We start from the raw sequence: 17,550 nt of genomic DNA on the forward strand, positions 1-17,550 counted from the left end.
GCACCTGGCCGCCCGGGACTGCCGGGCCCACCTGTCACTCGTACTGTTGCCGGGGGACGGGCACCTGCCGCCAGGACTCCACGTCCAGGTAGGGGATCTCGGCGTCGTTGACCGGGTCGCGGGCGATGCGGTCGCTGTAGCGGCCCGTCACCTCGATCCAGGTGTCGTCGGCGAGCCCGTCGGGGGCCGCGCCGGTCAGGCCCAGCTTGACCGGCCGCCCGTCGGCGGCGCAGCAGGAGAGCACCATCCGGGCCAGCAGCGGCCGGCCGTCGGGGCCGGTGGTGACGAAGCCGGTGAGCTGGACCCGGCGCTCGCCGATCGAGGTGCCCCGGTCGAACAGGGCCCGGGAGGCGTAGTCGAGCACGGTCACCCGCACCGGGTCGCCGGCGGGCAGCGGCGGGTAGTCGGACGGCTGCTGCCGGGTGGTGACGGCGGTGCCGGCCTGCCCGGCCGCGTACGAGCCCAGGGCCGGCGGGGCGACCAGCAGCAGGCCCAGCACGGGCAGGATCAGCAGCCAGCCGACCCGCGGCTCGCGGTGTCCGTGCCCGTCATGCCCGCCGTCGCCCTCGTGCCCGGCATGCCCGTCGTCGCCCTCGTGCCCGTCGTCGCCCTCGTCGTCGGTGGCGGCGGTGGGAGCGTCGGGGCCGGGTGTGCGCCGGGGCCGCCGCCCACCGGCCGGGCCGTCGTGGTGGCCGGCGGGCGTGCGCCGCAGGAGCGGGCGCAGCTCGTAGAAGAGGGTCATGACCGCGGCGGCCACCAGCAGCAGGCCGGCGGCGATCAGGAAGGGCCGCAGCCCCTCCTTGACGTAGCGCAGGTGCAGGTCGGTGAGGCTGGCCCGGACCACCGCGCCGCCGAGCAGCAGCAGGACGACCGCCTGCGCCTGCCGGTTCACAGCAGCACCGCCCCGGTCGCGGCGGCCACGGCGACGGCCACCGCGAAGGTGGTCGGGGCGAACCGCAGCGCGAACCGCCGGCCGAAGACGCCGGCCTGCATCGAGATGAGCTTGAGGTCGACCATCGGCCCCACCACCAGGAAGACCAGTCGGGAGGTCAGCGAGAACTGCGACAGCGAGGCGGCGACGAAGGCGTCCGCCTCGGAGCAGAGGGAGAGCAGCACGGCGAGCACGGCCAGCGCGAGCACCGACAGCACCGGCTCGTCGGCGAGCGTCTGCAACCAGCGCTCCGGCACCACGACGTTGATCGTGGCGGCGGCCGCCGCGCCGATGACCAGGAAGCCGCCGGCGTGCGTGACGTCGTGCCGGACCGCCCCCCAGAACGCCTGCCCGCGCGGGCCGCCGTCCAGCTCCGGCCGGCGCGGCAGCCGGATCCAGTCGGCCCGGCCGAGGCGCAGCCACAGCCAGCCCATGACCATCGCCACGAGCAGGCTCGCGACGGCCCGGCCGAGGACCATCGCCGGGTCGTCGGGGAAGGCCACGGCGGTGGCGGTCAGCACGATCGGGTTGATCGCCGGGGCGGCGAGCAGGAACGCCAACGCGGCGGCCGGGGTGACCCCGCGCCGGATCAGCGATCCGGCGATCGGCACCGCCCCGCACTCGCAGCCGGGCAGCACCACGCCGGCCGCGCTGGCCACCGGCACCGCGAGCGCGGGGTGCCGCGGCAGCGCCCGGGCCCAGAACGACCGGGGCACGAAGACGGCGATCACCGCGGAGAGCAGCACCCCGAAGACCAGGAACGGCACCGCCTGCACCATGACCGAGACGAAGACGGTGGTCCAGGTCTGCAACCGGGGCGCGGAGAGGGCCCGGGCGAGCGGCTCGCGGAAGACGACCAGCAGGATCAGCAGGCCGGCGAGGACCTCCACCGACCCGACCCGCCGGTCCGGGCCGCGGGGCGCCGCCGGCTTCTCCTCGCGTACGCCCGGGGCGGCCACGCCCACCGCGCCCGGGTGCGACCCGTCCGGCGCGCGGCGGTCAGCCTCGGATGTCACGTACGTGTCCCTCTGCCGGATTCCAGTGGCCGCCCGAGGGTACCGGGCCGGCACGGACGGCGTCGATCGACCGCGCCGATGAGCTGCGGAAAGATCACTTTGCCCGATGATCTTCGAAGGTGTTAGCGTCGGGCCACAACTTCACATCCGACAGGGGAGCGCACAGCGCTGAGAGTGCGGGCACCGCCCGCAGACCCTCGAACCTGATCTGGGTAATGCCAGCGCAGGGAGTTCGGTCGACCTCCAGCCGCGTCGACGTCCGGTACGTTCCGGGCGCGGCGTGCGTCTTCTCCTGGTTCTCGTTCGGGACTGGGAGCAATCATGCGAGACAACAACACCGCCACCCGGTGGCGTACCGTCGACGTCGTCGTCGCGGCCGTGATCGCGGTGGCCTTCGGCGTCATCTTCTGGGCCTGGGGCCTGCTGTGGCGGGCCGTCGACCCGGCGTTCGCGTTCTTCCCCGCCAGCCAGGCGATCATGTACGGCGTCTGGCTGGTCCCGGCCGTCCTCGGCGGTCTGGTGATCCGCAAGCCCGGCGCGGCGCTCTTCTGCGAGGCGGTGGCGGCGACGGTCTCCGCGCTGCTCGGTTCGGAGTGGGGCGGCGTCACCATCGTCCAGGGCCTGATCCAGGGTCTCGGCGCCGAGCTGGCCTTCGCCGCGTTCCGGTACCGCTCGTTCCGGCTGCCCACCGCGCTGATCGCGGGCGCGCTGACCGGCCTCGGCGCGGCCCTGTTCGACTTCTTCGTCTGGAACACCGAGTACGCGCTGGGCAGTTACCGGATCCCCTACGCCCTGCTCACCATCGTCAGCGCCACGATCGTCGCGGGTGCCGGCGGCTGGGCCCTGACCCGCGCCCTGGCCACCACGGGCGCCCTGGACCGCTTCCCCGCCGCCCGAGACCGCACCCCGATCTGACCCGCCCACCCACCCACCCCACCCCGCGGCGCTGGCGATCATGAGGTTGACGGCGATGTCGATCTCCGTTGGTGCCGCCAACCTCATGATCGACGCCGTGGGGTGGGGTTGGGTGGGGGGGTGGGTGGGTTGGGGTTGGGGTTGGGGTTGGGTCGGGAGGGGGCGGCGTGGGGGCGGTGACGTTGCGGGGGTTCGGGTGGCGGCATGCCGGGCGGCGGGCCTGGGCCGTGCGCGGGGTCGACCTGCGCGTGGAAGCCGGGGAGCGGGTGCTGCTGCTGGGGCCCTCCGGGGCCGGCAAGAGCACGCTGCTCGCCGCGCTGGCCGGGCTGCTGCCCGAGGACTCGGGCGAGCAGGAGGGCACCGTCGAGATCGACGGGCTCGACCCCCGCAAGGGCCGGGAGCGGGTGGGCATCGTCTTCCAGGACCCGGAGACCCAGCTCGTGATGGCCCGCAGCGGCGACGACGTCGCGTTCGGGCTGGAGAACCGCGGCACCCCCGCCGAGGAGATCTGGCCCCGCGTCGACGAGGCGCTGACCCGGGTCGGCTTCCCGTACCCCCGCGACCGCCCCACCGCCGCGCTCTCCGGCGGCGAGCAGCAGCGGCTCGCCCTGGCGGGGGTGCTGGCCCTACGCCCCGGCCTGCTGCTGCTCGACGAGCCGACCGCCAACCTCGACCCGACCGGCGCGGCGCTGATCCGGGCGGCGGTGGCCGGCGCGCTCGACGCCGACACCACGCTGATCCTGGTCGAGCACCGCGTCGCCGAGGCGTTGCCCCTGGTCGACCGGGTGGTCGTGCTCGAACCCGGCGGCGGCGTCCGCGCCGACGGCACGCCCGAGGCCGTCTTCGGTACGCACGGCGACACGCTCGCCGACGAGGGCGTCTGGGTGCCCGGCCGCCCGGTACCGCCCCGCCACGCGACCGCGCCGCCCGGCGACGTGTTGCTCGCCGCCGACCGGCTCGGCCTGCCGCCCCGGCTGGCCCCCGTCGACCTGGCGGTACGCGCCGGCGAGGCGCTCGCCGTCGTCGGGCCCAACGGGGCCGGCAAGTCGACCCTCGCCCTGCTGCTGGGCGGGCTACTCAAGCCCGGGGCCGGCCGGATCGCCGCGACGACGGCACTGGCCCGTGGAGACGCCCGCACTCCACCGCACCGCTGGCGCGCCCCGGCACTGGCCCGCCGGATCGGCTCGGTCTTCCAGGACCCGGAGCACCAGTTCGTCACCAACACCGTCTTCGACGAGCTGGCGCTCGGGCCGCGCCGCACCGCCCAGCCCGAGGCGGCGGTCCGGACCACCGTCGACACCCTGCTGTCCCGGCTGCGGTTGACGAAACTCGCCGCCGCCAACCCGTACACCCTCTCCGGCGGGGAGGCGCGGCGGCTGAGCGTGGCGACAGCCCTGGCCACCGCGCCCCGCCTGCTCGTCTGCGACGAACCGACCTTCGGCCAGGACCGGCGGACCTGGCTGGAGCTGGTGGACCTCTTCGCCGAGCTGCGCGACGCCGGGCACGGCCTGGTCGCCGTCACCCACGACCCGGAGTTCGTCGCCGCCCTGGCAGACCGCCGCCTCACCCTGGAGCGCCCGTGACCAGCGTCCGAACCGCCGCACCGGTCACCCACCCAGACCGCCGCCTCACCCTGGAGCGCCCGTGACCAGCGTCCGAACCGCCGCACCGGTCACCCACCCAGACCGCCGCTCCAGCATGAGGCGGGCGTGATCAGTTTCGAGCCGGTCGCCGCGCCGGAGGCGTTGCTGGCCCGGCGCAACCCGGTGGCCAAGCTCGCCGCGGCGTTGGTGTTCTCGTTCATCCTGATCGCCACCCTGGACCCGGTGGCCCCGGCCATCGCGATCGCCGTCGAGTTGGCCCTGCTGCCGCTGTTCGGGGTCCGTTTCCGGGTGTTGGCGCGGCGGGCCTGGCCGCTGCTCGTCGGCGCGGTCGGCGTGGTGGTGACGCTGGTGCTCTTCGCCGCCGAGCGCTCCGGCCGGGTGCTGGTCGAGGCCGGTCCGGTGGTGGTCACCTCCGGGGTGCTGCTCACCGCGCTCGGCCTGGTGCTGCGCATGTTCGCGGTGGCGCTGCCCGGCGTGATCGTCTTCGCCACCACCGACCCGACCGACCTGGCGGACGCGCTGATCCAGAACGCGAAGGCGCCGGCCCGGTTCGCCATCGGGGCGCTGGCCGCGTTCCGGCTCGTGCCGCTGCTGGGGCAGGAGTGGCAGATGATCTCCATGGCGCGTCGCGCCCGGGGGGTCGAGGCCGGCCGCAACCCCCTGGCGAAGCTGCGGCTGTTCGTGTCGACGGCCTTCGCGCTGCTCGTCGGGGCGATCCGCCGGGGCACCCGGCTGGCCGTGGCGATGGACGCCCGGGGCTTCGACGCCGGGGTCCCGCGCACCGTCGCCCGGCGACAGCGCTTCGTCGCCGCCGACGGCCTGCTGATCGCCGGCGCGGCGGTGCTCGCCGGGGCCGCGCTGACCGTCAGCGTGCTGCTCGGCACCTTCCGCCCGCTGATCGGCTGACGCCGCCCGTTGGTCGGCGGGCGGGGCCGGGTGGAGGCGCATGCCCGGGTGGTCGAGCGCGTGCGGGCGGGCGGACCGGGTGGAGGCGCCGGTGACGACGGCTCCACCCGGCCGGCACCGTCAGCTGCGCCGGAAGGCGTACCGGCGGGCCTGCCCGGCCTTCTGGCCGCGCAGCGTGCCGGAGCGGCCGGCGCCGGAGACCGGCGGACCGGCCTTCGGCGCCGCCGGCCGGTCGACCGGCAGCGCCGGCACGACCGGCGCGACCGCCACCTCGTCGAGGTTGACGGGCGTCAGGTCCGCGACGGACGGCGTGGGGACGGTGGTACGGGACTTCTTCGGGTTGCGCCTGGCGGGCATCCGGTGCCTCCTCGGTCTGCGGGCCCTGCCGCACCGGAGCGACGTCCGGTGACCGGGGCCCGTCTCGTTCGGCGACCGTCACGCGACGGTCGGGCGGGATCGGGACAGCTGCCCGGGATCGACCACGAGGAGCACCGCCGTCGACGGCAGGTGCGGGATGCGGACGCCCGGGAGCACGCGGACCCGCGGCGATGCGGCGGGTCGGCTCGGAAGTGGGGCGTCAGTTGCGCATGCCCACACGCTAGCCGCCCCACCGTTCGCGCGCAGCCGAATTACCGGCGGGGTCCGCGACCGGCCGGTCGCGCCTCCGCAGAGGCCGCCCGGCAGGGTCCACGGCAGGCCGGGCACGCCTCGCGGAGGCAGGCCGCCCGGCGAAGGGTCTCGGGGCCGGTTGCGTCCCGGGGAGACCGCCCGGCGCAGGATCGTCGGGCGGCCCTCGTGCCCTTCGGGGCGACCGCCACGTGGCGGTGACGGAGTGCCCGACACGGCTCCGGGGCGCCCCGCCCGGCGATACGGTCGCACCGGCGGGTGTCGACGGCGGAGGGCGGACGGATGGCCGGGCGGGCGACAGCACGGATCGGCGTGACCGGGCTGGCGGTGATGGGCCGGAACCTGGCCCGCAACCTGGCCCGCAACGGTTTCGCCGTGGCGGTGCACAACCGGTCACCGGAGCGCACCCGCAGCCTCGTCGAGGAGCACGGGGACGAGGGGACGTTCCTGCCCGCCGAGTCGATGGCCGACTTCGTCGCGTCGCTGGAGCGGCCCCGCGCGGTCATCGTGATGGTCAAGGCGGGCGGTCCCACCGACGCCGTGGTCGACGAGCTGGTCCCGCTGCTCGACGCGGGCGACATCGTCGTGGACTGCGGCAACGCGCACTTCGCCGACACCCGACGGCGGGAGGAGGCGCTACGGGCCCACGGCCTGCACTTCGTCGGCACCGGCGTCTCCGGTGGCGAGGAGGGCGCCCTGCGCGGCCCGAGCATCATGCCGGGCGGATCCGCGGAGTCGTACCGCACGCTCGGGCCGATCTTCGAGCGGATCGCCGCCCAGGTGGACGGGGTGCCGTGCTGCCGGCACATCGGGCCGGACGGCGCCGGGCACTTCGTCAAGATGGTGCACAACGGCATCGAGTACGCCGACATGCAGCTCATCGCGGAGGCGTACGACCTGCTGCGGGCCGGACTGGGCGCGCAGCCGGCGGAGATCGCGGAGACCTTCCGTGGCTGGAACTCCGGTGAGCTGGAGTCCTTCCTGATCGAGATCACCGCCGACGTGCTGGCGCACACCGACGCGGCCACCGGGCGGGCGTTCGTGGACGTCGTGCTGGACCGCGCCGAGCAGAAGGGCACCGGCCGCTGGACGGTGCAGAGCGCGCTCGACCTGGGCATCCCCATCACCGGCATCGCCGAGGCGACCTTCGCCCGCTCGCTGTCCGGGCACGCCGACCAGCGCGAGGCGGCCCGGCGGGCGTTTCCGGACGCGGGCGCGACCTGGCGGGTCGAGGACCCCGACGCCTTCGTCGAGGACGTCCGCCGCGCCCTGCTCGCCTCGAAGATCGTCGCGTACGCGCAGGGCTTCGACCACATCCGCGCCGGCTCCCGCGAGTACGACTGGGGCATCGACCTGGGCGGCACCGCGACGATCTGGCGGGGCGGCTGCATCATCCGGGCCCGCTTCCTCGACCGCATCCGCCAGGCGTACGACGAGCGGCCCGACCTGCCGACGCTGCTGGTGGCGCCGTGGTTCGCGGACACCGTGAACGACGGCGTGCCGAGCTGGCGGCGCGTGGTGGCCGACGCGGCGCGGGCGGGCGTGCCGGCTCCGGCGTTCGCCTCGTCGCTGGCGTACTTCGACGCGCTGCGCGCCCAGCGGCTGCCGGCCGCCCTGATCCAGGCGCTGCGGGACAACTTCGGGGCGCACACCTACCAGCGCGTGGACCGCGAGGGCACCTTCCACACCCGCTGGCCCACCGACCGCACCGAAACCAGAACCTGACCCGAACCCCCGACCCGCGAGCCGATCATGCACTTCTGGTGGTCGGAACGCCCCGGTGTGGGGCTTTCGCGGGGCACCACGACTGCATGATCGACGGACGGGTCGGGGGTTCGGGTTCGGGCACGGGGTGTGGTTTGCGGGTGGGTGGGCGGGGGGTGGTCAGAAGAAGCGGCGGCGCTTCGCCTTTTGCGGGCGGAGCATGTCGGCGCCCTTGGTGAGCAGGCGGCTCACCCCGGTCGGGCCGCGGCGGGCCTCCAGCGTGTGGCTGAGCCGGCGCGCGCCCGCCGCCGCCAACGGCACGGCGACGGCCATCATCGCCCACTGGGCAATACGCTTCTGGATCATGTGGGTTCACCTCCGTCGGTGGCTGCTGACCACCGTGGTACCCCGTACGACCGGGCGGTAAGCCTCAGGCGGGCGGCGGGGCGACCGGGTTGGGCAGCGCGCCGCCGAAGCGACGGTCCCGCTGCGCGTAGAGCTCGCAGGCGTACCAGAGGTGGCGGCGGTCGAAGTCGGGCCAGAGCGTGTCGAGGAAGATCAGCTCGGCGTACGCGGTCTGCCAGAGCAGGAAGTTCGAGATCCGCTCCTCGCCGGAGGGACGCAGGAACAGGTCCACCTCGGGGATCTCCGGGTGGTAGAGGTACTTCGCGACAGTCTTCTCGTTGACCTTCCCAGGGTCCAGCCGGCCCGCCGCCACGTCGCGGGCGATGGCGGCGGCGGCGTCGGCGATCTCGGCCTGACCGCCGTAGTTGACGCAGAACTGGAGGGTCAGCGTCGAGTTGCCCCGGGACATCTCCTCCGCCGTCTGCAACTCGGAGATGACGCTCTTCCAGAGCCGGCCGGCCCGGCCGGACCAGACCACCCGCACCCCCAGGTCGACCAGCTGGTCACGGCGGCGGCGGATGACGTCGCGGTTGAAGCCCATCAGGAACCGGACCTCGTCCGGCGAGCGCCGCCAGTTCTCGGTGGAGAAGGCGTACGCCGACAGGTAGGGGATGCCCATCTCGATGGCGCCCTCGACCGTGTCGAAGAGGGAGAACTCCCCCGCCTCGTGGCCCTTGGTGCGGGGCAGCCCGCGATCCTTGGCCCACCGGCCGTTGCCGTCCATCACCACGGCGACGTGCTGCGGCACCGCGTCGGCGGGCAGCGCCGGCGGCCGGGCGCCCGACGGGTGCGGAGTCGGCGGCACCGGCTCGCGACGCCCGGCCCTCATCGATCGGATCACTCGGTTCTCCCCCTGTTCACACCGTCCGCACCGGACCCGACGCCGGGCGGCGGCGGGACCGGGCCGGCCCCCGGGGCGCCCCGGTCGACCAGCGGCAGCGAGCGTAGCGCGCGCTCCAGGTGCCACTGCAGGTGTGCCGCGACCAGGCCGCTGCACTCCCGGCGTACGCCGGTCTCGGTGGCGTCGGCGACCCGCCAGTCGCCGCTGGTCAGCGCGGACATCAGGTCGATGGTGGCCGGGGCCGGATGGGCCGCGCCGGGCGGCCGGCAGTCCGGGCAGACCGCGCCCCCCGCCGGTACGGAGAACGCCCGGTGCCGCCCCGGCGTGCCGCAGACGGCGCAGGCGGTCAGCGCCGGCGCCCAACCGGCGAGCGTCATGCCCCGCAGCAGGTACGCGTCGAGCACCAGGGTGGTGTCGTGACTGCCCTCGGCGAGCGCCCGCAGCGCGCCCAGGGTGAGCTGGAACAGCCGCAGCGAGGGCTCCCGTTCGACGGGGGTGAGCCGCTCGGCGGTCTCGGCGATCGCGCTGGCCGCCGTGTAGCGGGAATAGTCGCCGAGGAACCGCTTGCCGTAGAGGTCGATGCCCTCGACCTGGCTGACCGTGTGCAGCGAGCTGCCGTGGTTGCCCTTCGGGTCGCCGGCGAGCTGGAGGTCGACGTGACCGAACGGCTCCAGCCGGGCCCCGAACTTGCTGGTGGTGCGGCGGATCCCCCGGGCCACCGCGCGGAGCCGGCCGTGCCGGCGGGTCAGCAGGGTGATGATCCGGTCGGACTCGCCGAGCTTCTGCACGCGCAGGACCACCGCGTCGTCGCGGTAGAGCTGTCGGCGGTACCCGGCCATCGGACCATTCTCTCTCGGGGTGCGGAATCAGGGTCAGCTCGGGGTGTCCGCGTGCGGAACCCCGATGCGCGGGGGCCGTCACGCCTCGTAGCGTGCTCGCATGGCTCTGCACCGCACCGCCGCCGCGCTCGCTGCGGCCACCACCCTGATCGTCGCCGCCGGGTGCGACAACCTGTCCTTCCGCCGGCTCGACTACGACAACACCGAGGCGGTCCGGATCAACAGCATCCGGGTGCTTCCGGGGGCCGGCGACGTGACCGTCCGCGCCATCGGCGCGCAGGATGAGGTGCGGATCAAGCGGGTGGTGCGCTACCAGGGCGGTCAGCCCGACGCGACGTACGAGGTCAAGGGCGGCGAGCTGGTGCTGGACACCGACTGCGGTTCCCGGTGCAGCATCTCCTACGAGGTCACCGCCCCGGACGGGGTGAGCGTGAAGGGCGAGACCGGCTCCGGTGACGTCGACCTGAGCAGGGTGGGCCCGGTGGAGATGCGGCTCGGCTCGGGCAACATCCGGGTGACCGCCTCCAGCGGCCCCGTACGCGCGGAGACCGGCTCCGGCAACATCCAGGTGGCCGGCGCCGGCGGGCCCGTACGCGCCCAGACCGGCTCCGGCAACGTCGAGGTCGAGGAGGTCGCCGCCGCGGCCACGCTGCGTACCTCGTCGGGCGACATCACCGGGCACCGCCTCGGCGGCGGGGTGGACGCGGAGACGGGCTCCGGGGACATCACCGTCGACCTCACGACGCCGGCCTCGGCGCGGGTGCACGCCTCCAGCGGGAGCGTCGACCTGGTCGTGCCGGCGGGCCGCTACCGGGTCCGCTCCACCACCGACGGCGGCGACGCCGAACTGGGCGTCACCGACGACCCGTCCGCCACGCTGGTGCTCGACCTCTCCACCGGCAGCGGCGACATCACGCTCACCCAGCGTTGATCTCGACGGTCTCCGGCTCGCGCGCGGCCCGGGGCGCCGGCACCACCGCCCGCCCGCTGACCGGTCCGCGGGCCCTGCCGTCGACCCCGTGCCGGGTGGCCGGTCCGCCGGCCCGGTGGTTGTCGACCTTGTGCCGGGTGGCCGGTCCGCCGGCCCTGCTGTCGGCGGACGCGCCGACGGTGGCCGGGCCGGGACGGGCCCGGCCGGGGACCAGCTCCGGCGGCCTGCGGGCCGCCACGTCCTCCACCCAACCGACGAGGGCGGTCACCGCCGCGACCAGCGCGAAGACCAGCGCCACCCGGATCGCCAGGCCGAGCGGGTCCTGGTGCGACCAGCCCACCACGTCGACCAGCGGGGTGAGCGCCACCACGAACGGCATGTGCCACAGGTAGACGGTGAGCGCCCGCCGGTTGAACATGGTCACCACCCGGCCGAACGCGGCGCTGCGGTCCACCCATGGTGCGCTCGCCGGCCCCCGACCGAGCAGCACGAGGACGAAGGCCGCCGACCAGAGGGCGTTGCCCAGGGGGTTGTCGTTCAGGTCGTACCCGCGCGGTCCCGGGTGGGTGACGATCCAGGCGGCCCCGGCGGCGGCGAGGGCCAGCGCGACCGGGACCAGCACCCGGTTGGCGAGGCGGCGCAGCATGCCGGCCTGGTGGGCGAAGCCGAGCAGCCAGGCCCCGAAGTAGAGCCCGAACTGGTGCAGCGCCACCGGCAGCGCCGGGAGCAGGCCCAGCTCGGCCGCCGCGAGCAGGGCGTACGGGGCGATCAGGGTGGGCACCGGGGCGCGCCGGAACAGCCAGAGGGCCGCCGGCGAGGCGAGCACGAACCATAGGTAGTCGCGCAGGTACCAGATCACGCTGAGCGCGATCGCGCCCCAGCCGTTGGCCGGCGGGTCGGCGATGGGGAAGAGCCAGAGCAGCACCTTCGGGCTCAGCGGCAACCCGGTGAGCAGCATGGCCGGTACGAAGACGGCGGCGAGCACCCACAGCGACGGCAGCAGGCGCCGCAGCCGGCGCACGACCGCCCCCGGCCCCCACCGGTGCAGTGAGGCCGCCATCAGCGAGCCGGCGAGCGCGAACATCACCGACATCGCCGGGAAGACGAGGGTCAGCGTGGCCCAACCGGTGACGTGGTAGACGACGACTCGAACGATGGCCAGGAAGCGGAGCAGGTCCAGGTATCGGTTTCGCATCAGCCTGCATCTATGTCCGGGGATACGGGGGCTGTCCTACCCCCTACCCTCCGGGCCGAGCATGCCAAACAGAAGGGAACCCACCAGAAGGTGACATCTTCCATACGTCCGACCGATACCGATCATGCGTCCGACGGGCTCTGGGCCGGGACGCGGCGCGTCCCGGCCCCTAGGCGTCAGAAGCCCAGTTTGCGCAGCTGCTTCGGATCCCGCTGCCAGTCCTTCGCCACCCGGACGTGCAGGTCGAGGTAGACCCGGGTGCCGAGCAGCTCCTCGATCTGCTGGCGGGCGGTGGTGCCGACGTGCTTGAGCCGGCTCGCCCGGTGGCCGATCACGATCGCCTTCTGGCTGGGGCGCTCGACGTAGACGTCGGCATAGATCTTCATGAGCCGGCCCTCGGGGACCATCTCCTCGACGACCACCGCGATGGAGTGCGGCAGCTCGTCGCGGACGCCCTCCAGGGCGGCCTCCCGGATCAGCTCGGCGACCAGCACCTGCTCCGGGTCGTCGGTGAGCATGTCGTCGGGGTAGAGCTGCGGCGACTCGGGAAGGTAGCCGGTCATCACGTCGACCAGGGTGTCCACCTGGTGCCCGGAGACCGCGCTGACCGGCACCACCTCGGCGAACTCGCCCAGCTCGCTGACCGCGAGCAGTTGCTCGGCCAGCCGCTTACGGTCCACCAGGTCGGTCTTCGTGACCACCGCCAGCACGGTGGCCTTCAACTCGGCCAACTCGCCGGTGATGAACCGGTCGCCCCGCCCGATCGGCTCGTCCGCCGGGATGCAGAGGCCGATCACGTCGACCTCGCTCCAGGTCTGCCGGACCAGGTCGTTGAGGCGCTCGCCGAGCAGCGTACGGGGGCGGTGCAGCCCCGGGGTGTCGACCAGCACGAGCTGGGACTCCGGGCGGTGCAGGACGGCCCGGATGATGTGCCTGGTCGTCTGCGGCTTGTTCGAGGTGATGGCGATCTTCTGCCCGACGATCGCGTTGGTCAGCGTCGACTTGCCGGCGTTCGGCCGGCCGACGAAACAGGCGAACCCGGCCCGGTAGGGGCGCGGCTGGAGATCGCTCACTCGACCACCGTGCCGAGGACGGACCCGTCCGGGGCGGCCACGTGGATCGGCGCGTCCGCGGCGAGGTCGCGTACCGCCGCGTGTCCCGCGCCGTCCAGCGTCGACGCCTCGGTGACCACCACGGCGGCCTCCAGCCGGGTCGCGCCGGCCGCCACCGCGGACGCCACCGCGAGTTGGAGCGCGGTGATCGTCAACGAGGGCAGCGACACGCTGGCCGCCGCGTACGTCCGACCGTCCTGGTCGCGGACCGCCGCGCCCTCCACGGCGCCCACCCGGCCACGCGCGCCCCGCGCCAGGACGACCAGCTTGCCGTCCTCGGCGCTCAGCTCGACCGGGTCGGACGGGGTGGGCCGGGCGGCCGGTACGGCGGGTGACTCAGGCATCGGCGGGTTGCCTCTCCTCGGATCGGTTCGTGTCGTCCCGGGGCTCGGCGTGCTCGCCACGCCCCGGGCCGTTCTGCGTGTCGGTCGACTCCGCCCGGCTCACCAGCACGGTGTCGATCCGGTTGCGTCGGCCGGTGGTGCCCTCGGCGACCAACTGGAGCCCGGCGACCTCGACCTGCGCCCCGGGGATCGGGACCCGGCCCAGGGACTGGGCGAGCAGGCCGCCGACGGTCTCCACCTCGTCGGTGGGGAGGTCGGTGTCGAACAGCTCGCCCAGATCCTCCACCGGGAGCCGCGCGGTGACCCGCACCGCCCCGTCGTCGAGGTGCTCGACCGGCGGGCGCTCGACATCGTACTCGTCGGTGATCTCGCCGACGATCTCCTCCAGGATGTCCTCGATGGTGACCAGCCCGCCGGTGCCGCCGTACTCGTCGACGACGATGACCAGGTGGTTGCGGGCGGCCTGCATCTCCGAGAGCAGGTCGTCGACCGGCTTGGACTCGGGCACGAAGGTGGCGGGGCGCATCAGCTCGGCGACCGGGAGCTGCCGGTCCTCCGGGGCACCACCCTGGGTCCGCCGGATCAGGTCCTTGAGGTAGAGCACGCCGAGCACGTCGTCGACGCTCTCGCCGATGACCGGGATCCGGGAGAAACCGGAGCGCAGGAAGAGCGCCAACGCCTGGGAGAGCGTCTTGCGTTCCTCTATCCACACCATCTCGGTACGCGGCACCATCACCTCCCGGGCGATGGTGTCGCCGAGCGCGAAGACCGAGTGGATCATCTGCCGCTCGCCGTGCTCCACGACACCGCGCTGCTCGGCCAGGTCGACCAGCTCGCGCAGCTCCACCTGGGTGGCGAACGGCCCCTCCCGGAAGCCCCGGCCCGGCGTGACCGCGTTGCCGATCAGGATCAGCAGCGAGGCGAGCGGGTTGAGCGCCCGGCCCAGCCAGCGGACCAGCGGGGCGACGGACCGCCCGACCACGTACGCGTGCTGCCGCCCGATGGTCCGGGGGCCGACCCCGACCACCACGAAGCTGATCACGGTCATCGCGCCGGCGGTGACCAGCGCCGCGCGCCAGCCCGCGCCGAAGGTGTCGACCGCGACCAGCGCCACCAGGGTGGTGGCGGTCAGCTCGGCGAGCAACCGCAGCAGGAGCAGGAGGTTGAGGTGGCGGACCACGTCCCCGGCGACGGCCTGGAGCGTGCGTGCGCCCCGCGCGCCGTCGCGGGCCAGCTCAGCGGCGCGGGCGGGCGAGACTGCGGCGAGAGCCGCCTCGGTCATGGCGATGAGGCCGGCCAGCACCACCAGGCCGGCCGCGAAGACCAGCAGTTGCAGATCGGGCAGGCCGGTGGCGGCGGCCGCCAGTGTCGGGGTGGCCATCACCGGGACCGGGTCGACCGCCAGCTCGCCAGCAGCCGGGCCTGGAGGGCGAACATCTCCCGTTCCTCCTCCGGCTCGGCGTGGTCGTAGCCGAGCAGGTGCAGCACCCCGTGCACGGTGAGCAGGTGCAACTCGTCGGCGGCGGCGTGACCGGCGGTGGCCGCCTGCTTGGCCGCCACCTCCGGGCAGAGCACGATGTCGCCGAGCAGTGCGGGCTCGCCGCCGGCGGCGGACGTCTCACCGGGCCCGTGGTCGACGCTGCCCTCGTCCATGGGAAAGGCGAGCACGTCGGTCGGGCCGTCGCCGCCCATCCACCGATGGTTGAGCTCGGTCATGTAGTCGATGTCGACCAGCAGCACGGACAGCTCGGCGAGGGGGTTGACCCCCATCTCGTCGAGGGCGTGCCGGGCCACGGCGAGCACGGCGTCGGTGTCGACGTCGACACCCGACTCGTTGGCGATCTCGATGGACAACAGTCTTCCCTCGGTCTAGCGGCGCCGGCCGGCCCGGCCGCCCTGGGCGGACCGCCCCGGCACGGCGTGCACGCTCTGCGCCTGCTGGTTCTCCCGCTCGTCCCAGCGGGCGTACGCGTCGACGATCTCCCCGACCAGCCGGTGGCGGACCACGTCGGAGCTGGAGAGCTCGGCGAAGTGCACGTCCTCCACGTTCTCCAGGATCTCCCGGACCACCCGCAGGCCACTGGTCGTGCCGCCGGGAAGGTCCACCTGGGTGACGTCACCGGTGACGACGATCTTGGAATTGAAGCCGAGCCGGGTGAGGAACATCTTCATCTGCTCGGGCGTGGTGTTCTGCGCCTCGTCGAGGATGATGAAGGCGTCGTTGAGGGTGTTGTGCGTGACCAGGAAGTCGTCGGTCACGTACAGCGAGTCCTCCGCCGCGACCTGGATGCACATCGTCTCCTGGAACCCCGCCGGGAGGATCGAGTCGATGAAGCGCATCGGCCGGCCGCCCCCGTGCTCGTCGTACAGCCGACGCTTGCGCGACAGGCGGAACGGCGGCACACCGGCGGGAAGCCGGATCTCCACGACGTACGCGTCGGCGCGGTAGGGAACAGGACGTCCCTTGGCCAGCCCCGGTTGGCGGCCCTCGGCCTCCCGCACCCGCCACGTGGCCACGCCGCCGAGCGACTGGACCAGGTGCACCACGTCGTCCCGCAGCCGCGGGGAGGTCGTCGAGTACTGCACCCGGCACGTGCGCCCGGCCTGGACGACCGGCCCGCCGTCGCTGTCCAGCAGACCTTGAAGCACGGCCAAGCGGACGTCGAGGCTGTTGTTCTTGTAGACGTCGGGCACGAACTTCGTGCCCGACGTGGCCCCGGCCAGGCCCAGCTCGCGGACGGCGACCGTGACCGGGTTGGCGACGATCACCCCGCCCCGGTGCCCGTTGACGTGCCGGAGGACGTAGTCGTAGTCGCCCTTGCGGACGAGTTCGATGTCGGGCAGCGCTGCCTCGAGTGCGACGGCGAGCTCCGGATCCGCCGTGCAGAAGGCGGGCGTCGCTCGTGACGAGATCGAGCCGTCCCCGAGCAGCAGACCAACCGCGTACGGGTCGAGCGGGACGTCCTGCGGCTCCATGTGCACGGGCGCCACGACCGGAAGCTCGTACCGGTGGGCGTGCCCCCGCCGCTCCTTGCCGACCATCTGGCGCGTCTCGAGGGTGCGCCGACGGCCGCGCCGCTTGTCCTCCGGCGTCGCGACGGTCCAGAGGTGCTCGCCGCAGCAGAGGGTGGACGCGCCGTCCTGGGCGGTGACCCGGTAGACCTGCTTGCGTCCCTGCGGGAAGATGCCGATCACCGGCGTGGGCGTCCCGTTCGAGCCGATCACCAGGTCACCCACCCGGAGCGACCCGAACGGCTTGAAGCCTTCCGGAGTCAGGACCCGGGCGTCATAGGGCTGCGCCCGCCCCCGCATGTACGCCAGCGGCGCGACCTCGATCGTGCCCGCCGCCATCAGCTTGGGGATGGAATCCGGGTCGAGCATGTCGTGCAGCGCGTCGTAGAGCGGGCGCAGGTAGGGGTCGATCTTCTCGTTGAGCGTGCCGGGCAGGAAGCCGAGCCGCTCCCCCGCCTCGACCGCCGGCCGGGTCAGGATGATCCGGTTGACCTGCTTGGCCTGCAACGCCTGGACGGCCTTCGCCATCGCCAGGTAGGTCTTGCCGGTGCCGGCGGGGCCGATGCCGAAGACGATGGTGTGCGCGTCGATCGCGTCGACGTAGCGCTTCTGCCCCAGCGTCTTGGGACGGATGGTGCGGCCGCGCCGGGAGAGGATGTTGAGCGTCAGGACCTCGGCGGGCCGCTCGGCGCCGCCCTGCTCGAGCATGCCGACGGTACGCCGCACGGCGTCAGTGGTCAGGGTCTCGCCTTTCTCGATGAGTTCCAGCAGCTCGCTGAAGATCCGCTCGGCGAGGGCGTTGTCGGCGGGGGCGCCGGTGATGGTGATCTCGTTGCCCCGGACGTGCACGTCGCTGTCGACCGAGCGCTCGACCAGTCGCAGGATCTCGTCACCCGCGCCGAGCAGGTTGACCATGATCTTGGAATCCGGGACGGTGATCCTGGTCTGCACCCGGGGCGGGCCGGGAGGTGGGGTGCCGGTCATAGGTCGGGCCGAGGGGCCCTGCGCACCTGCTCTCGATCTCGGCGCCGGCCTGCTGGCGCGGCGCGCTGACGTTGCTGCCATCTTATCTTTCCAACAGCGGTGGCACCCTGCCCATTTCCGCGCGTGGGGCACGGGCGGGCCGGTCACCTCGTCGGCGGACCGGGCGGACCGGACGGGGCGGGTC

At 73.8% G+C, this 17,550-nt stretch carries 16 protein-coding genes, 3 pseudogenes and 1 riboswitch; of the genes and pseudogenes, 5 read left to right on the forward strand and 14 right to left on the reverse strand.

From position 1 onward, the window contains the following. Window positions 1–34: 34 nt before the first annotated feature. Together ACN27A_RS13735 and ACN27A_RS13740 are read right to left on the reverse strand one after the other, a co-directional pair. Window positions 35–892, reverse strand: coding sequence for a TIGR03943 family putative permease subunit (locus ACN27A_RS13735; RefSeq protein ID WP_421453254.1), 858 nt, complete (start codon window positions 890–892; stop codon window positions 35–37). Further along, on the reverse strand, window positions 889–1,890 hold the full coding sequence (locus tag ACN27A_RS13740) for a permease (RefSeq protein ID WP_421458458.1): 1,002 nt from the start codon (window positions 1,888–1,890) through the stop codon (window positions 889–891). The genes ACN27A_RS13735 and ACN27A_RS13740 overlap by 4 nt, the downstream gene beginning before the upstream one ends. A gap of 199 nt (window positions 1,891–2,089) precedes the next feature. After that, window positions 2,090–2,195, forward strand: a riboswitch (TPP riboswitch). Window positions 2,196–2,268: 73 nt separating this feature from the next. Between ACN27A_RS13740 and ACN27A_RS13745 the strand changes: the two genes are divergently transcribed. The 3 genes from ACN27A_RS13745 to ACN27A_RS13755 all read left to right on the forward strand — a co-directional run bounded on the left by ACN27A_RS13745 (window position 2,269) and on the right by ACN27A_RS13755 (window position 5,372). Beyond that, on the forward strand, window positions 2,269–2,862 hold the full coding sequence (locus ACN27A_RS13745) for an ECF transporter S component (RefSeq protein ID WP_421453257.1): 594 nt from the start codon (window positions 2,269–2,271) through the stop codon (window positions 2,860–2,862). Window positions 2,863–3,029: 167 nt separating this feature from the next. Next, complete coding sequence (locus ACN27A_RS13750) at window positions 3,030–4,445, forward strand: ABC transporter ATP-binding protein (RefSeq protein WP_421453259.1); 1,416 nt, start codon at window positions 3,030–3,032, stop codon at window positions 4,443–4,445. A gap of 126 nt (window positions 4,446–4,571) precedes the next feature. Beyond that, entirely contained in the window at window positions 4,572–5,372 is an 801-nt protein-coding gene (locus ACN27A_RS13755) for an energy-coupling factor transporter transmembrane component T family protein (RefSeq protein WP_151452832.1), read from the forward strand. A gap of 120 nt (window positions 5,373–5,492) precedes the next feature. Here the strand turns inward: ACN27A_RS13755 and ACN27A_RS13760 are convergent, their stop codons facing one another. Further along, entirely contained in the window at window positions 5,493–5,729 is a 237-nt protein-coding gene (locus ACN27A_RS13760; protein WP_421453262.1) for a hypothetical protein, read from the reverse strand. Window positions 5,730–6,281: 552 nt separating this feature from the next. Between ACN27A_RS13760 and gndA the strand changes: the two genes are divergently transcribed. Beyond that, the gene (gene gndA, locus ACN27A_RS13765) at window positions 6,282–7,724 is read left to right on the forward strand and encodes an NADP-dependent phosphogluconate dehydrogenase (RefSeq protein WP_421458459.1); all 1,443 of its coding nucleotides are present in this window, start codon (window positions 6,282–6,284) and stop codon (window positions 7,722–7,724) included. 159 nt (window positions 7,725–7,883) lie between these two features. Here gndA and ACN27A_RS13770 read toward each other — a convergent pair whose 3' ends face one another. The 3 genes from ACN27A_RS13770 to recO form a co-directional block, all read right to left on the reverse strand. Next, entirely contained in the window at window positions 7,884–8,069 is a 186-nt protein-coding gene (locus ACN27A_RS13770; RefSeq protein ID WP_311413809.1) for a hypothetical protein, read from the reverse strand. A gap of 64 nt (window positions 8,070–8,133) precedes the next feature. After that, complete coding sequence (locus ACN27A_RS13775; RefSeq protein WP_421453264.1) at window positions 8,134–8,937, reverse strand: isoprenyl transferase; 804 nt, start codon at window positions 8,935–8,937, stop codon at window positions 8,134–8,136. 8 nt (window positions 8,938–8,945) lie between these two features. Further along, window positions 8,946–9,788 (reverse strand): DNA repair protein RecO, encoded by an 843-nt coding sequence (gene recO, locus ACN27A_RS13780; RefSeq protein ID WP_421453267.1) that lies wholly within the window; start codon window positions 9,786–9,788, stop codon window positions 8,946–8,948. Between the two features lie 100 nt (window positions 9,789–9,888). On the opposite strand from recO, the gene ACN27A_RS13785 reads away from it, so the two are divergent. Then, a complete protein-coding gene (locus ACN27A_RS13785; protein ID WP_421453270.1) occupies window positions 9,889–10,719 on the forward strand; it encodes a DUF4097 family beta strand repeat-containing protein in 831 nt (276 codons plus the stop codon). Here ACN27A_RS13785 and ACN27A_RS13790 read toward each other — a convergent pair. From ACN27A_RS13790 to ACN27A_RS13825, 8 genes and pseudogenes are all read right to left on the reverse strand, one after another. After that, window positions 10,706–11,914, reverse strand: coding sequence for an acyltransferase family protein (locus ACN27A_RS13790; RefSeq protein WP_421453273.1), 1,209 nt, complete (start codon window positions 11,912–11,914; stop codon window positions 10,706–10,708). The genes ACN27A_RS13785 and ACN27A_RS13790 overlap by 14 nt on opposite strands. Window positions 11,915–12,090: 176 nt before the next feature. Then, the gene (gene era / locus ACN27A_RS13795) at window positions 12,091–12,987 is read right to left on the reverse strand and encodes a GTPase Era (protein ID WP_421453276.1); all 897 of its coding nucleotides are present in this window, start codon (window positions 12,985–12,987) and stop codon (window positions 12,091–12,093) included. Continuing rightward, window positions 12,984–13,370 (reverse strand): cytidine deaminase, encoded by a 387-nt coding sequence (locus tag ACN27A_RS13800; RefSeq protein WP_101412356.1) that lies wholly within the window; start codon window positions 13,368–13,370, stop codon window positions 12,984–12,986. Before ACN27A_RS13800 ends, era begins: the two co-directional genes overlap by 4 nt. After that, window positions 13,363–14,775, reverse strand: a complete 1,413-nt coding sequence (locus ACN27A_RS13805) for a hemolysin family protein (RefSeq protein ID WP_132240462.1) — start codon at window positions 14,773–14,775, stop codon at window positions 13,363–13,365. The genes ACN27A_RS13800 and ACN27A_RS13805 overlap by 8 nt, the downstream gene beginning before the upstream one ends. Next, window positions 14,751–15,224 (reverse strand): rRNA maturation RNase YbeY, encoded by a 474-nt coding sequence (gene ybeY / locus ACN27A_RS13810; protein ID WP_132240405.1) that lies wholly within the window; start codon window positions 15,222–15,224, stop codon window positions 14,751–14,753. The genes ACN27A_RS13805 and ybeY overlap by 25 nt, the downstream gene beginning before the upstream one ends. A gap of 15 nt (window positions 15,225–15,239) precedes the next feature. Then, window positions 15,240–15,599, reverse strand: a pseudogene (locus tag ACN27A_RS13815) (PhoH family protein); the annotation flags it as partial. A gap of 267 nt (window positions 15,600–15,866) precedes the next feature. Continuing rightward, a pseudogene (locus ACN27A_RS13820) lies at window positions 15,867–16,412 on the reverse strand (LAGLIDADG family homing endonuclease); the annotation flags it as partial. Window positions 16,413–16,619: 207 nt separating this feature from the next. Then, window positions 16,620–17,366 (reverse strand): annotated as a pseudogene (locus ACN27A_RS13825) (PhoH family protein); the annotation flags it as partial. Window positions 17,367–17,550: the final 184 nt, after the last annotated feature.

The sequence above is a fragment of the Micromonospora sp. WMMD737 genome, from assembly GCF_049179055.1.
In the GTDB taxonomy this organism is placed as follows: Bacteria; Actinomycetota; Actinomycetes; order Mycobacteriales; family Micromonosporaceae; genus Micromonospora; species Micromonospora reichwaldensis.

Excerpts from the sequence above, each read along its gene's own strand:
- ACN27A_RS13790 (WP_421453273.1), bottom strand. The coding sequence starts at position 11,914 with ATGCGAAACCGATACCTGGACCTGCTCCGCTTCCTGGCCATCGTTCGA.
- ACN27A_RS13800 (WP_101412356.1), bottom strand. The coding sequence starts at position 13,370 with ATGCCTGAGTCACCCGCCGTACCGGCCGCCCGGCCCACCCCGTCCGAC.
- ACN27A_RS13760 (WP_421453262.1), bottom strand. The coding sequence starts at position 5,729 with ATGCCCGCCAGGCGCAACCCGAAGAAGTCCCGTACCACCGTCCCCACG.
- ACN27A_RS13775 (WP_421453264.1), bottom strand. The coding sequence starts at position 8,937 with ATGAGGGCCGGGCGTCGCGAGCCGGTGCCGCCGACTCCGCACCCGTCG.
- gndA (WP_421458459.1), top strand. The coding sequence starts at position 6,282 with ATGGCCGGGCGGGCGACAGCACGGATCGGCGTGACCGGGCTGGCGGTG.
- ACN27A_RS13770 (WP_311413809.1), bottom strand. The coding sequence starts at position 8,069 with ATGATCCAGAAGCGTATTGCCCAGTGGGCGATGATGGCCGTCGCCGTG.
- ACN27A_RS13785 (WP_421453270.1), top strand. The coding sequence starts at position 9,889 with ATGGCTCTGCACCGCACCGCCGCCGCGCTCGCTGCGGCCACCACCCTG.
- recO (WP_421453267.1), bottom strand. The coding sequence starts at position 9,788 with ATGGCCGGGTACCGCCGACAGCTCTACCGCGACGACGCGGTGGTCCTG.
- ACN27A_RS13745 (WP_421453257.1), top strand. The coding sequence starts at position 2,269 with ATGCGAGACAACAACACCGCCACCCGGTGGCGTACCGTCGACGTCGTC.